The organism is Archangium primigenium, from assembly GCF_016904885.1.
Classification (GTDB): Bacteria; Myxococcota; Myxococcia; order Myxococcales; family Myxococcaceae; genus Cystobacter; species Cystobacter primigenius.
The window spans coordinates 7448642-7462597 of record NZ_JADWYI010000001.1 but is presented as its reverse complement, the minus strand read 5'-3'; the positions used below and the strand labels follow the sequence as shown (position 1 = coordinate 7462597).

At 70.0% G+C, this 13956-nt stretch carries 9 protein-coding genes; 4 read left to right on the top strand and 5 right to left on the bottom strand.

What is annotated here, in order from left to right; all coding sequences use genetic code 11:
* Positions 1 to 14 precede the first annotated feature (14 nt).
* Complete coding sequence (gene msrB, locus I3V78_RS30650) at positions 15 to 437, bottom strand: peptide-methionine (R)-S-oxide reductase MsrB (RefSeq protein ID WP_204492979.1); 423 nt, start codon at positions 435 to 437, stop codon at positions 15 to 17.
* A 76-nt stretch (positions 438 to 513) separates the two neighbouring features.
* Positions 514 to 4107 carry a PAS domain S-box protein gene (locus I3V78_RS30645; protein WP_338023791.1) on the bottom strand — a complete coding sequence of 1198 codons (3594 nt, stop codon included), beginning with the start codon at positions 4105 to 4107 and terminating at the stop codon, positions 514 to 516.
* Between the two features lie 364 nt (positions 4108 to 4471).
* Between I3V78_RS30645 and I3V78_RS30640 the strand changes: the two genes are divergently transcribed.
* Entirely contained in the window at positions 4472 to 5020 is a 549-nt protein-coding gene (locus I3V78_RS30640) for a chalcone isomerase family protein (protein ID WP_204492975.1), read from the top strand.
* Positions 5021 to 5030: 10 nt separating this feature from the next.
* Here the strand turns inward: I3V78_RS30640 and I3V78_RS30635 are convergent, their stop codons facing one another.
* Together I3V78_RS30635 and I3V78_RS30630 are read right to left on the bottom strand one after the other, a co-directional pair.
* Positions 5031 to 6383 (bottom strand): haloacid dehalogenase-like hydrolase, encoded by a 1353-nt coding sequence (locus I3V78_RS30635; protein ID WP_239576780.1) that lies wholly within the window; start codon positions 6381 to 6383, stop codon positions 5031 to 5033.
* A gap of 23 nt (positions 6384 to 6406) precedes the next feature.
* Positions 6407 to 7702, bottom strand: a complete 1296-nt coding sequence (locus I3V78_RS30630) for a phospholipase C/P1 nuclease family protein (RefSeq protein ID WP_204492973.1) — start codon at positions 7700 to 7702, stop codon at positions 6407 to 6409.
* A gap of 209 nt (positions 7703 to 7911) precedes the next feature.
* On the opposite strand from I3V78_RS30630, the gene I3V78_RS30625 reads away from it, so the two are divergent.
* Positions 7912 to 10035: a catalase gene (locus tag I3V78_RS30625; protein WP_239576778.1), complete on the top strand. Its 2124-nt coding sequence runs from the start codon at positions 7912 to 7914 to the stop codon at positions 10033 to 10035.
* Between the two features lie 10 nt (positions 10036 to 10045).
* Here the strand turns inward: I3V78_RS30625 and I3V78_RS30620 are convergent, their stop codons facing one another.
* Positions 10046 to 10834 carry an alpha/beta hydrolase-fold protein gene (locus I3V78_RS30620; RefSeq protein ID WP_204492968.1) on the bottom strand — a complete coding sequence of 263 codons (789 nt, stop codon included), beginning with the start codon at positions 10832 to 10834 and terminating at the stop codon, positions 10046 to 10048.
* Positions 10835 to 10882: 48 nt separating this feature from the next.
* On the opposite strand from I3V78_RS30620, the gene I3V78_RS30615 reads away from it, so the two are divergent.
* Positions 10883 to 11482, top strand: a complete 600-nt coding sequence (locus tag I3V78_RS30615) for a hypothetical protein (RefSeq protein ID WP_204492966.1) — start codon at positions 10883 to 10885, stop codon at positions 11480 to 11482.
* A 105-nt stretch (positions 11483 to 11587) separates the two neighbouring features.
* Positions 11588 to 13930, top strand: a complete 2343-nt coding sequence (locus tag I3V78_RS30610; protein ID WP_204492964.1) for a molybdopterin oxidoreductase family protein — start codon at positions 11588 to 11590, stop codon at positions 13928 to 13930.
* The last annotated feature ends 26 nt before the right edge of the window (positions 13931 to 13956 follow it).

The window sequence follows — 13956 nt, the reverse complement described above, 5'->3', positions numbered from 1 at the left end:
GGCCCGCGCCCGGTTCACTTCGTGGCGAGCGGGAGCACCTGACCCTCGGGCACGTGCTTCATCGCCACCGAGTTCATGCAGTAGCGCAGGCCCGTCGGGGGCGGACCGTCCGGGAAGACATGGCCCAGGTGGCCGTCACACCGGCCGCAGCGCACCTCGGTGCGCACCATGCCATAGGACACGTCCCGGTACTCCGTCACCGAGTCCGCCTGGAGCGGCTGGGTGAAGGAGGGCCAGCCCGTGCCGGAGTCGAACTTCTCGCCCGACTTGAACAGCGGCTGGGCGCACCCCGCGCAGACGTAGGTCCCCGGCGTCTTCGTCCCGAGGTAGCAGCCGCTGCCAGGCCGCTCGGTCCCATGGTGGCGCAGCACCTGGTACTCCTCGGGGGTCAGACGCTTCTTCCAGTCCTCATCGCTCAACACCAGTTTGTCGGCCATGGGGGAATCCTGCTGTCCGCCCCCGCCGAGGGCAACCCTTTCGCATGCCCTCGCGCGTGCCCTCGCTGGCGCGCCCTCAGGAGGCCAGGGCCACCTGGAGCAGCACCTCCTGGATTTGTGGCAGCGCGTAGGGCTTGGGCAACACCCACAGGTTCGGCATCCGCGCGTCCTCCGCGCTCAGCACGGCGCGGCCGTGGCCGGAGGCGATGATGATCTTCATCTCCGGGTAGCGCTGCCGCACCTCGCGCGCCAGCTCCACGCCGGACTTGCCGGGCAGGGTCACGTCGGTGAACAGCACGTCGAAGCGCTGGCCCGGCAGGTCCCGGATGGCCGATTCGGCGTCCGGCAGCGCCACCACCTCATGGCCCAGCAGGTCCATGAGCTCCAGCGCCGACATGCGGATGTCCTCGTCGTCCTCCACGAGCAGCACCCGCAGGGGCCCGGGCTTGGGCGTCACCACGGGCGCCGGCGCGGGGAGGGGGGGCGGCGTCGGCGCCTTGCCCCGCAGCTTCGCGGCGCGCTGGTCGAGCAGTTGCCGGAGCTTGCGCGCCAGGTCCTCGCGGCGGTGCGGCTTGCTCAACAGGTGCACGCCGGGATCCAACCGGCCGCCGTGCACGATGGCGTTCTCCGTGTACCCCGAGGTGAACAGCACCTCGATGTCCGGCAGCAGCGCCTTGGCCTGCCGGGCGAGGTCCGGGCTGCGCACCGGGCCGGGCATGACCACGTCCGTGAAGAGCAGGTCCACGAGCAGCCCGCTCTGGAGGATGGCCATCGCGCTCTGTCCGTCTTGCGCCTTGAGCACGCGGTAGCCCAGCTCCGTGAGGATCTCCACCACCGTGCCCCGCACCTCGGCGTCGTCCTCCACCACCAGGATGGTCTCGTGGCCGCCCTCGATGGGGCCGGTGACGACGTCGCCCGCCAGGGGCAGCTCGGAGTCGAACGTGCGCGGCAGGTAGATCTTCAGCGTCGTGCCATGGCCGACCTCGCTGTAGATCTTCACGTGGCCGCCGCTCTGCTTGACGAAGCCGTACACCATGCTCAGGCCGAGGCCCGTGCCCCGGCCCTCGGCCTTGGTGGTGAAGAAGGGCTCGAAGGCGCGCTCCATCACCTCGGGGGTCATGCCGCCGCCCGTGTCGGAGACGGCCAGCAGCACGTACTGGCCGGGCTGTACCTCCGGGTTCGTCAGCGCGTAGCGGTCATCCAGCATGGCGTTGCTGACCTCGATCGTCAGCTTGCCGGTGTTGTGCATCGCGTCCCGGGCGTTGATGGCCAGGTTGAGGATGACGTTCTCGAGCTGGTTGGGATCCACGGCGGTGTTCCACAGGCCGCCGCTGATGACGGTCTCCACCTCGATGTCCTCGCCGAGCGAGCGGCGCAGGAGATCGTCCATGCCCCGCACCAGTCGGCCCAGGTGGATGACCACGGGCGCGAGCGGCTGCCGCCGGGCGAACGCCAGGAGCTGGGAGGCGAGCCGGGCGCCGCGCTCCACCGAGCCGATGGCGGTCTGCACCCGGCGCGTGCCCCGCTCGTTGCCCGCCACGTCGCGCTGCAACAGCTGGAGGTTGCCGGAGATGACCTGCAGCAGGTTGTTGAAGTCGTGCGCCACGCCGCCCGTGAGCTTGCCCACCGCCTCCATCTTCTGGGACTGGCGCAGCTGCTCCTCGATCTTGCGCTGCTCGGTGATGTCGCGCGCGGAGGAGTACACGAGCCGCCGCTCGGGCACCGCCACCGCCGTCCAGGACAACAGCCGGTAGGTGCCATCCTTGTGCCGCAGCCGGTTCTCGAACTGCTGCGTGCGCTCGCCCGCGGACAGGTGCTCGCGCTCCGCCCGGGACTTGTCGTGGTCCTCCGGATGCTCCAGCCACTGGGAGTTCTTGCCCAGCAGCTCCTCCGGTTCCCAGCCCAGGATCGCGCTCCAGGCGGGGTTGACGCTGACGAAGCGGCCCTCGTAGTCCGCCACCACCAGCAGATCCTGGCTCACGTTCCAGACCCGATCGCGCTCGCGCGTGCGCTCCTCCACGCGCTGCTCCAGCGTCTCGTTGGCGCGCCGCAGCTGCTCCATGGCCTTGATGCGCTCGCTCGCCGTCCAGATGCGATCGGCCACGTTGCGCACGAACTCGATCTCGTCCTCGTTCCACCGCCGCGCCTGGGCGTCGTGCACGTAGAGCACGGCCACGAAGCGCCCCTGCTCCATCAAGGGCACGTTGAGCAGGGCCCGGATGCCAATGCCGAGCAGGTTGGCCGCCCCCGGCGCCGTGCGCGGATCCTTCTCGATGTCCGGGATGGCGATGGTCTCGCCCCGCTTGAGGTTCTCGATGAAGACGCCGTAGTCGGAGAAGCGGTGGATGCCCGCCACGCTGGAGACGTCGGGCCCGGCCACCCACTCGCGCTCCATGTTCACCAGCTCCTGCTGGGAGTCGATGGAGCCGTAGCCCGCGCGCAACGCGTGGAACAGCTTGCCCACGCGCGGCATGACGGCGCCGGCGATGTCCGCCGTGTCCGTCATGTCGCGCAGCCGGTCGGAGATCTCCATGAAGACGGACTGGCGCAGCTCCGCCTGCTTGCGCTCGTCGATGTCGATGAGCAGACCGGGAAAGCGCAGCGGCTTGCCCTGGGCGTCGACGACGCAGTACCCGGTGGCCTCCACCCACAGGTACTCGCCCCGTGCGTGCCGCACGCGGTACTCATGGCGATAGGGGCCGCCCGTCTCCAGGGTGCGGCTGATCAGGGCCACGGTCCGGTCCCGGTCCTCGGGATGGATGGACTCCACGAAGGCCTTGAGCGGTGCGCCCTGGGCCGCCTGCTCGGGCGTGAAGCCAAACGACTGGGCGAAGCGCTCGTCTCCCGTGATGCGGTTGTTGGGCACGTCCCACTGCCAGGCGCCAATCACCGCGCTCGAGTTGAGCACGAGCTGGATCTGCTCGTTGGCCTGGCGCAGCGCGTCCTCGGAGGCCCGGTGCTCGGTGACGTCCTGCACGACGCCGATCAACCGCAGCGGCTTGCCGCTCGTGTCCCGGAACAGGTCCGCGCGCCGGGAGATCCACCGCACCGCGCCCGTCCGCGCCTGGCGGATCCGGTACTCCACGGCGGTGGTCAGCTGACCACTCAGGCGCATCTCCGCGGTGGAGGCGAGGTGGCGATCCTCGGGGTGGATGAGCGCCTCCACGTCGGCGATGGGCAGGGACTCCACCGGCTCGAGGCCGAACAGGTGGCAGAACTGCGGCGTGACGTGGATGCGGTGGGTGGCCAACTCGTAGGTGAAGAGGCCCACGCCGCCCGCTTCCTGCGCCAGGCGCAGCCGCTCATCGCCTTCCTGGAGCCGCTGCTCGGCGCGCTTGCGGTCGGAGATGTCGTGGGTGACGCAGATGATGAACTCGGGCCGGCCCGCGTCGTCCCGGGCGAGCGAGACGTGGTTGTTGACCCACACCGTCGCGCCGTCCGGCCGCAGGTAGCGCTTCTCCACCGTGAAGGCCTCGCCCGTCTCCAGCAATCGTTGGAACTGGGCGGCGCTCGAGTCCCGATCCTCCGGGTGGGTGAAGGACGCATGTGTCTGGCCGAGCACGCCCTCCAGCGGCCGCCCGACGATGTCGCAGAAGCGCTGGTTGGCGAGCGTCAGGGTGCCATCCAGGGAGCGCTGGGAGATGCCCACGCTCGCCTGGTTGACGAGCATGTCCAGGCGCTCCCGGTCTCTCCGGGTCTGGGCGGGAGAATCCTCGGATGCGGGGGTCGGGAGGCGGTGGCCGGCGTGCAGGGGAGAACTCATGGGGTGCGGGGGTCGAGAGGAGTGTCTGCCATGAAACTGCTACCCCCTCCTTCCAAGAGAAGGAAGAACGGAGCCCGAGGCCGTTGTTTTCCACCTGGGCTGCCTGGGGAACAAGGGGTTCTTTTCCTGGCCGTCGGGCAGGGCAAAGGGCTCCCAGGCCGGAGGGCTCCGCGAGGGCAGGCTTTCGTCCACAATTCAACGGCACCAGTGGCCATGCGGCGCGAGCGTGCACACCCTGGCGGATACCGGTCGAGGTGACGGGAGGGGTGGGATGGCGCGGAACGGGTGGGGGGCGGGGGTCGGGGGACTGGCGATGGCGCTCATGTTGTGGGCGGCGCCGGCCCAGGCGCGAGAGATGGCCGGCGTGAGGATGCCGGATTCGCTGTCGCTGGAGGGGCGCAGCCTGTCCCTGGCGCACATGGACCTGGAGGAGAAATTCTTCTTCAAGGTCTACGTCTGGTCGCTGTACCTGGAGCAGAAGCCCCGGGCGAAGTCGGAGGCCATCTCCGCCAACTGCGTCAAACGGTTGCAGTTCCGCTTCCTGCGCAAGGTGAGCCGCGCGCAGCTCGTGGATGCCTTCGAGGAGGGACTGGCCTCCAACCCGGCGCTGCGGGGCGGGGCCATGCGCCAGGAGTTGGATCGCCTGCTCGGCTCGCTCAAGGACGTGCCCGAGGGGGGCGAGCTCGTCATCACCTACGTGCCGGGCGGAGGCCTGCGCGTGTCGGGTGAGGCCTCGCACGGGTTGAGCGTCGCCGGCAAGACGTTCGCCGACGCGCTCTTCGTGTCCTGGCTGGATCAGCACCCCGTCTTCAAGACGTGAGCGGACGCGCTCACGGCAGCGCGAAGACACTGTCCGCGTAGTCCTGGGTGAAGCGCTGGCCGGCCTCGTCGGTGATGGGCTGGCCCGCCGCGTCCAGGGCGGTGGTGCAGGCATAGGGCGAGGCCTGCTGACCGCGGGGCCCGACGAACATGGGCTGCACGAGCCAGCGGCCCCCGGCGTTCGCGTAGGCGTTGCACATGAGCTGCACGCGGTTGCGGTTGATGGCGAGCTTGAGCGCGGTGGCATCCTGGACGAACGCCAGGTCCGTGTCCGAGTCGCCCGCGGCGAACACCGGCCGCCGGGTCTCGTCCGCGGCGCGCGCCTGCTGCTGCCCGGCCGGCAGGTGGAAGATGGCCTTGTTGATCCAGCAGCGCTTGCCCTGGTCATAGGTGATGAGCGTGTCGGCGCCATCGGCCACGGTGCCGCAGCCCTGGAGCCGCGCGGTGACGCGACCGGTCGCGTCCGCGACGGTGCGGATGCCCACCACGCGCTGGGGTTTGATGCCCACGAGCTGCTCGGAGAGGGCGTCCACGACGAACTGGGGCGAGGCGGTGAGCACCCACACGTCGAAGCCATTGGCCTGCATCGTCTCGATGAGGTCCACCATCTCGTCGTACACCTTCACGTGGAAGGCGAGCCCGGACGTGGTGCCCACCGTCTGCGTCGTCCCCACGGGGTTGAAGGCGTTCTGCGCGTAGGCGGCCCGGGCGAAGCCGCGCAGCGCCTCCGGCGTGTGGCCCGCCTGCAACTGGGCCGCCCAGGCATAGGCCGTGTTCATCGTCAGGGTGACGGCCTGGTCCCAGGCGGCCTGGCCCGCGCGCGTCTTGTTGCCGGTGTAGATGCTGACGATCTCGTCCGCGCAAGGCGCCTGGGTGCTCGTGGGCAGGGGCTCACCCGGCGCGGCGAGGCTGTCACAGGCGCGGTTGAGGGCCGCGCGCGCGTCGGCGGTCAGATGGGTGCTGGTGCGGGCCCAGTCCCGGCCCTCGGGCTGAAGCACCTGGTCGTGCGTGAGCATCCAGAACAGGGTCGCGTCGCCCATGTCGTTCTTCACCACCGTGTTGTCCCAGTCGAACACGGCGACGGGCCGGTCACGGGGGTTGAAGGCGGCGCTGGCGATGCCCCGGGTGCTCAGCAGCGTGTTGAGCCGGGTGCGGTTGTCCGGCAGCCAGCGGCCCACCTTGTCGTCCAGGAGCCGCACCGGTCCGGGGGGCGTGCCCGCCGGTCCCTCGGGGCCCGCGCCACCAGGAGCGCCCGGAGCGCCCGGTGGGCCCTGATCGCCGTCGCAGCCGAGGGGGCCCACGAGCAGACCCGCGGTGAGCGCGAGCGAGGACAGAAGACGGACGGCGGGGCGGGGACGGGGCATGGGTCGGCTCCAGGGAAGGGGGCTCAGTTATCACCCCAGGTGAAGCCCGTGCCCAACAGGAAGGTGACACCTTGGGCCCAGGGCGCGGCCGTGGGCGCGAAGGCCCGGTACTGGGCCTCCAGGCTCACCGACAGGCGCTGGCCCCACTGCGAGTGCAGCCGCAAGCCCACGGGCAGTTCCGGGTGCAGCGCGCCGTCCACCGAGGACAGACCCGCGCCGGCCGTGGCGCGCAGGTCCAGGCCCTTGGCGTACCCCAGCCGTGCCGTCCACAGGGGCGGCGAGCGCAGCGCCACGGTCCACGAGCCGCCCACGTCCGCCTGGAGCGGGCCCCCCAGGGTCCGGGCATAGCTGGCGGACAGCCCCATCGCCCACGGCAGGGGAATCAGCGCCCGCGCGCCCGCCACGGGCGCCAGGCCCCGGCCGGACGTGGCCGCGCCCCCCATCACCTCCAGCGAGAGCGCGGGCGGAGGCGTCCAGGCGGCCTGGGACACGGGCGCGCGGGCCTGGTCCAGGGCGGAGATGCGCCGCGCCGCCCAGACGAGGAAGGCGCGCGAGTAGTCCAGGGCCGCCCGGGCCCGCGCCGTCACGAACGCCTCGTAGGTGTCGGCGCTCACCGTCCACGTGCGCCCCTCCCAGGAGACCTCGGTCAGGCCGAAGGCGTTGCCCGCCGCGCCGTAGTGGCCGAACGTGCCCGGCGTGGTGCCGGTGGGCTCCGCCCAGAACGCGCTCCAGGGCAGGGTGCCACCCTCCACCTCCAGGACGCCCGAGCGCACCACCAGCAGCGTCTCCAGCGCGAGCGACACCTGCGCCTCCTCCCCGGACATCGGCTCGAGCTGGCGCGCCGAGGGCGCCGCCAGGGCCTGGGGGCCGATGCGCCGCTGCTCGAAGTGGTCCGAGAGGTCGTGCATCACCGGCACCACGTGCATGGGCACGGCCATGTCCTGGATGTGGTGCACCAGGTGCCCCACGCGGCCATACGCCCGCGCCAGGTCGCCGTGGCTCGCGGCCTCCTCCACCTCCCGCCACAGCGCCCGCACGCGCGCCGAGGAGTCCTTGCGAATGGACGTGTCGAGCGACGTTCCCGGCCGGAAGAAGTGGTTCCACCCGGTCCACTTCACGTGCAGGTTCAGGTCCTCCTTGCGGCTGCCCGACACCAACGCCTCGCGGTGGGCCGCGAGCGACGCCGTGCCCTCGTCGGTGAGCGCCGCGTCGAGGGCCGCCCGGGTCAGCGACTCGTGGTTCGTCACGGAAAAGGCCTCGGCCGCGAAGGGAAGGCAGAGCGCGGCGAGGAGCAGCAGTCGGGTGGGGGACCAGGGCATGAAGGGCGGGAGTCTAGCGAGGCGGCGCGCTCGCCTCCTTCCCGTGGGCCGGGGAGCGCCTGTCCGCCCGTTCGCCCTCATGCCTTCCAGCGGACACGTTCCACCCGGCACCGTTGGCCAACGGGCAGATGGGGGGGGCGCCCTGCATCGAAGTGCTCGTCTCCCGCGCGCACCGTGCCTATCCCGGGGGACCCCTAGGAGGAAGCGCTTTGAGCCAGAAGACCCCGGAGACGGTGAGCATCAATGAGCGCAGCAAGGACGTGGCCCTGGAGAAGGAGCGCTCGGACCCGAGTGGCCAGCGCCTGACGACGGACACGGGTGTCCCCATCGAGGACACGGACAACTCGCTGAAGGTGGGCGCGCGCGGGCCCACGCTGCTCGAGGACTTCCACCTGCGCGAGAAGATCATGCGCTTCGACCACGAGCGCATTCCCGAGCGCGTGGTGCACGCGCGGGGCGCCGCGGCGCATGGCTATTTCCAGATGTACGAGTCGCTGTCCGAGTTCTCCCGCGCCAAGGTCTTCCAGGACCCCTCCAAGAAGACGCCCGTCTTCGTGCGCTTCTCCACCGTGGCGGGCTCACGCGGCTCGGCGGACACGGCGCGTGACGTGCGCGGCTTCGCGGTGAAGTTCTACACGGAGGAGGGCAACTGGGATCTGGTGGGCAACAACATCCCCGTCTTCTTCATCCAGGACGGCATCAAGTTCCCGGACGTCGTCCACGCGGCCAAGCCCGAGCCGCACCACGAGATTCCCCAGGCCGCCACCGCGCACAACTCCTTCTGGGACTTCGTGTCGCTCGTGCCGGAGTCGGCCCACATGATCATGTGGATCATGTCCGACCGCGCCATCCCGCGCAGCTACCGCATGATGGAGGGCTTCGGCGTCCACACCTTCCGGCTCATCAACGCCCAGGGCAAGTCGCGCTTCGTGAAGTTCCACTGGAAGCCGCTGCTCGGCGTGCACTCGCTCGTGTGGGACGAGAGCCAGAAGCTCGCGGGCAAGGACCCGGACTACCACCGCCGCGACCTCTACGAGTCCATCGAGAAGGGCAACTTCCCCGAGTGGGAGCTCGGCCTGCAGATCATCGAGGAGGAGGACGCGGAGAAGCTGGGCATCGAGCTGTTGGACTCCACCAAGCTCATCCCCGAGGAGCTCGTCCCCGTGCGCCGGGTGGGCAAGCTGGTGCTCAACCGCAACCCGACGAACTACTTCGCCGAGACCGAGCAGGTGGCCTTCTGCACCGCCAACGTCGTGCCGGGCATCGACTTCACGGATGATCCGCTGCTGCACGCGCGCAACTTCTCCTACCTGGACACCCAGCTCACGCGCCTGGGCGGGCCGAACTTCAACCAGATCCCCATCAACCGCCCGGTGGCGCCGGTCCACAACTTCCAGCAGGACGGCTTCCAGCGGCACTCCATCCCGGTGGGGCAGGTCAACTACTTCCCCAACTCGCTCGGTGGCGGCTGCCCCTTCCTCGCCTCGCAGGAGCAGGGCGGCTACCGGCACTTCCCGCAGAAGGTGACGGGCGAGAAGATCCGCAAGCGCGCCGAGAGCTTCCAGGACCATTTCAGCCAGGCGGGCCTGTTCTTCCGCAGCATGTCCAAGCCCGAGCGCGAGCACATCATCCAGGCGCTCCAGTTCGAGCTGGGCAAGGTGGAGCGCGAGGAGGTGCGCAAGCGCGTCATCGACGCGGTGCTCGTGCACATCGACTCGGAGCTCGCCACCGAGGTGGCCGAGGGCCTGGGGCTCAGCGTGCCCACGGCGACCGCGGTCAAGGGCAAGCTGGAGAAGGTGGCCGAGAGCCTCGGCGTGCCGAAGATCGACAAGTCGCCCGCCCTGAGCATGGAGAACCAGAAGAAGGACTCCATCAAGACGCGGCGCATCGGCGTGCTCATTGGTGACGGCTTCGACGCCGCGGATCTCCAGAGCACCAAGGCGGCCATCGAGAAGGCCGGCGGCGAGCTGGTGCTCATCTCCCGGCGCCTGGGCATGGTGAAGGGCTCGGACGGCCAGTCGGTCAAGGTCGACAAGAGCGCCCTCACCACGGGCTCGTTCGAGTACGACGCCGTCTTCGTGCCCGGAGGCGCCGCGAGCGTGTCCGTGCTCAAGAAGGACGGCGACTCGCTGCACTTCGTGCAGGAGGCCTACCGCCACTGCAAGCCCATCGGGGTGACCAAGGACGCCGCCGAGCTGCTCAAGGCGGGCGGCCTGTCCACGCCGGCCCTGGGCGTGGTGGTGGATGGCGCGGACTTCAACGAGAAGTTCATCGAGGCCATCGCCCAGCACCGGCACTGGGCCCGCCACGACAAGGACCTCATCCCCGCCTGAGCCGCGCGGCTCAGCGCCGGAACATGAAGCGCAGGGCGTCGGGCAACCGGCGCCTCCAGGCCTGCTCGTTGTGCCCGGCCCCTGGGTCCGGGCGCCACAGCAGGCCGCCCTCCGGGTAGCCCTTCCTGGCGAGCAGGTGCACCATCTCCTCGGAGGTCGCGAGCATGCGGCCTCCGCCCTCCTGACCTCCGCAGTCGATGTACACGCGGCTGATGGCCGGCTTGGCGCGCGACTCCACGAAGGGGAAGAGCGCCTTGCCGCCCACGCCGAAGGCGGACGACATGCAGAGGGCGCCGCCAATGGCATGCGGGTAGCGGTAGTGCGACCAGAGCGCCGCGAGGCCGCCCATGGACGAGCCGCCCATCACGGTGTGCAGCGGCCCGCTCGCGAGCCCCAGGGTGTGCTGCACGTGCGGCATGAAGTGGTGCACCACCCACTCGAAGAAAGGCTCCGCGCCGCCGCCCCGGCCGGGCCCCATCTCCCACGCGGACAGCTCGTCGATGCGCCGCTCGCCTCCGTGCTCGAGCCCCACCACGACGGGCGCGCGGAAGGCCCCATCCCCCACGAGCGCCTGGACGGCCTCGTGCGCGTACCAGCCGCCCGAGTAGCTGCCCCAGTCCGTCCAGCAGTTCTGGCCATCGAAGAGGTAGAGCACCGGCCGCTCGTGCAGCGGCGTCGGGTCTCCGCCTGGCACGTAGACGGAGGCTTTTCGGGAGGGGAAGCCCGGCACCTCGAAGGGTCCGAGCGTATGCAGGTGTCCGGGCCAGGCCCAGGAAGGGGAGGAAGAGGAGTCGCTCACGAAGAGTGATGTTGGATTGCACCCCTCGTCGGGGCAAGCTCGACGGCGATGAACAAGCGAATGATCGTCGTCCTGGGCGTCCTCGCCCTGCTGCTCGTGGCGTTCCTGGCCCTCCGGGGGGGCAGTGAGACGGCGGAGGCGCCCATGCCCGCGGTGGCCCCGGTGGAAGCCCCGGCGAGCGCCGCTCCGGCTCCGGCCGACGAGCTGCGCCTGGTGCGCTTCGTCCAGTCCAAGGTCACCCGGTTCAAGGTGCGCACGGACACGACCACGGTCCACGTCGCCCGCGAGGGTGAGCAGTGGGTGTTGATCGAGCCGCGACCACCGCCCGAGGGCTTCGTGCTCGATGCCGCCCAGACCGAGGCCCTGCTCGCGTGGCTCGGCGCGCTGCGCGCGACGCGGGTCCTCGAGGGCGCGCCGACCGAGGCCCAGTTGGACGCGCGCTCACCCTCGGTGCTCATCGAGATCTTCCGGGAGGCCGCTCCGCCGCAGACGGTGCTCCTGGGCGCGCCCATCCCCGGGAGCCCGGACGGCGCGAAGGAGCTGTACGCGCGCGGCGCCCTCGACGCGCGGGCCTATGCCGTTCCCGAGGCCGTGAAGACGCGGCTCGCGCGGGGCCTCGAGCTCTTCACGACGTCCGGGAGCCCCTGACATCCGTCCGTGGAGTGTCGGTGAGCCGTCGCTCACCCCGCGGTCCGATTGCCCGGCGCGTGCGGGTTCTGGAAGAACGCCCCCAGACGATTTCATGGGGGCGAGATGGAACCGCGCGTCGACGAGAACCTGGGCATTGAAGGCGAACCCGACCGGTGGGTTCACTCCGCTTGCCTCCTGTGTTCGAACGGCTGTGGCCTGGACATCGCGGTGAAGGACGAGAAGATCGTCGGGGTGCGCGGCAGCGCCCGCCACCCGGTGAACTTCGGGCACCTGGGCCCCAAGGGCGAGCACGGCTGGATGGCCAACAACCATCCGCGCCGGGGGACCCAGCCGCACATCCGCCGGGAGAAGGGCGCGCCGCTCGAGCCCGTCTCCTGGAAGGAGGCCATGGACTTCTTCATCCAGAAGTTCCAGGAGGCCTGGGACAAGGGGCACGAGAACCTCGCCTGCTACAACTCGGGCCAGCTCATGCTGGAGGAGTACTACGCCCTGAGCAAGCTGTGGCGAGGGGGCCTCCAGTCCTCGAACATCGACGGCAACACGCGGCTGTGCACGGCGACGTCCGCGACGGGCCTCATGGCGAACTTCGGCGCGGATGGGCCGGTCGCCTCCTACGTGGACATCGATCAGGCCGAGCTGCTCTGTCTGTATGGGCACAACGTGGCGGAGACCCAGACGGTGCTCTGGGAGCGGATGCTCGCGGCCCGGCGGAAGAACCAGGGCCGCATCCTCGTCGTCGATCCGCGCAAGAGTCCCACCGTGCGGCAGGGCGCGGACCTGCATCTGCAGATCAAGCTGGGCACGAACGTCGCGCTGATGAACGGGCTCATCCACCTGCTCATCCGCGAGGGCCATATCGATCGGACGTTCGTGGACCGCTACACGGTGGGCTTCGAGGACATGGAGACGACCGTCCGGGACTACCCGCCGGAGTACGTCGCGGAGCTGTGCGGCATCCGGCGGGAGGACCTGGAGCTCGCCGCGACGTGGATCGGCACCACGCCGAGGATGGTCTCCACCGTGCTGCAAGGCTTCTACCAGAGCGTGGAGGCCACGGCGGCCTCCTCCCTGGTCAACTCGGTGCACCTGCTGCTCGGGGCCATTGGCAAGCCGGGAGCGGGGCCGCTGCTGATGGCGGGACAGCCCTCGGCCATGTCCAACCGGGAGGCGGGCGCGGACGGCTCCTATCCCGCCTACCGCAACCCGCACAACTCCAAGCACATGAAGGAGCTGTGCGACCTGTGGAACCTCGACTTCGAGCGGTTCCACTCCGAGGTCCCCAAGGACATCACCACCATGATGGAGGTGGCGGAGCGGGGCGAGATCGAGTTCATGTGGGTCATCGGCACCAACCCGCTCGTGAGCATGCCGGACCAGAACCGCACCACGCGCATCCTCCAGCGCACGTTCCTGGTGGTGCAGGATCCCTTCATCGACACGGAGACGGTGAACATCGCCGACATCTACTTCCCGGTGGCGATGTGGGGCGAGAAGACGGGCTGCATCACCAACGCGGACCGGACCGTGAACCTGTTGCTCAAGGCCGTGGAGCCTCCTGGCCAGGCGCGCACGGACTTCGACCTCTTCGTGGAGGTGGGCCAGCGGCTCGGCTTCAAGGACAAGGATGGCGCGCCCCTGCTGCCTTTTCGGGACACGCGCGAGGCCTTCGAGGAGTGGCGCCGGGTGTCCAAGGGCCGACCGTGTGACTACTCGGGCCTCACCTACGAGCTCATCCTGGAGAAGGGCGCGGTGCGCTGGCCGGTGAACGCCGAGCACCCGGAGGGCTCCGAGCGGCTCTACGAGGACTTGAAGTTCTGGACGGGCATCGACGACTGCGAGTCGTACGGCGCGGACTTCCTCACCGGCAACAAGCACACGCGGGACGAGTATTCGCGCATCGATCCGAAGGGCAAGGCCTTCCTCAAGCCCGCGCGCTGGCGGCGCATGCCCAACCCCACCACGAAGGACTACCCGTTCACGCTCACCACGGGACGGGTGGTCTATCACTGGCATACCCGGACCAAGACGGCACGTGCCCCGGCCCTGGACCGGCGCGCGCCACATGCCTACGTGGAAGTGCACCCCGAGGACGCCGCGCGGCTGGGCATCCAACTGGGAGACATCGTGGAGGTCACCTCGGTGCAGGGCGCGTGGGAGGGCCCCGCGCTGGTGGTGGACACGGTGCGGCCCGGGGAACTCTTCATTCCCTTCCACTACGGCCATGGGCGCCAGGGAGCCAACCAGCACACGTGGTTCACGCGCGATCCCGTGAGCCAGCAGCCCCAGTTCAAGTCCTCGCCGGTCCAGCTCCAGCGCAAGGGGTTCGGCTCGCCCGAGCAGTGGCTGGTGGACCGGCTCAAGGAACTCCAGGGGGAGTCCCGCGAGCCCTACGCCGCCCGGGCGCTCGAAGGCACGCGGATGACGCCGGTGCCCCCAGGCTCGTAGGATCGCCGCCTCGACGCGCGTTTCCG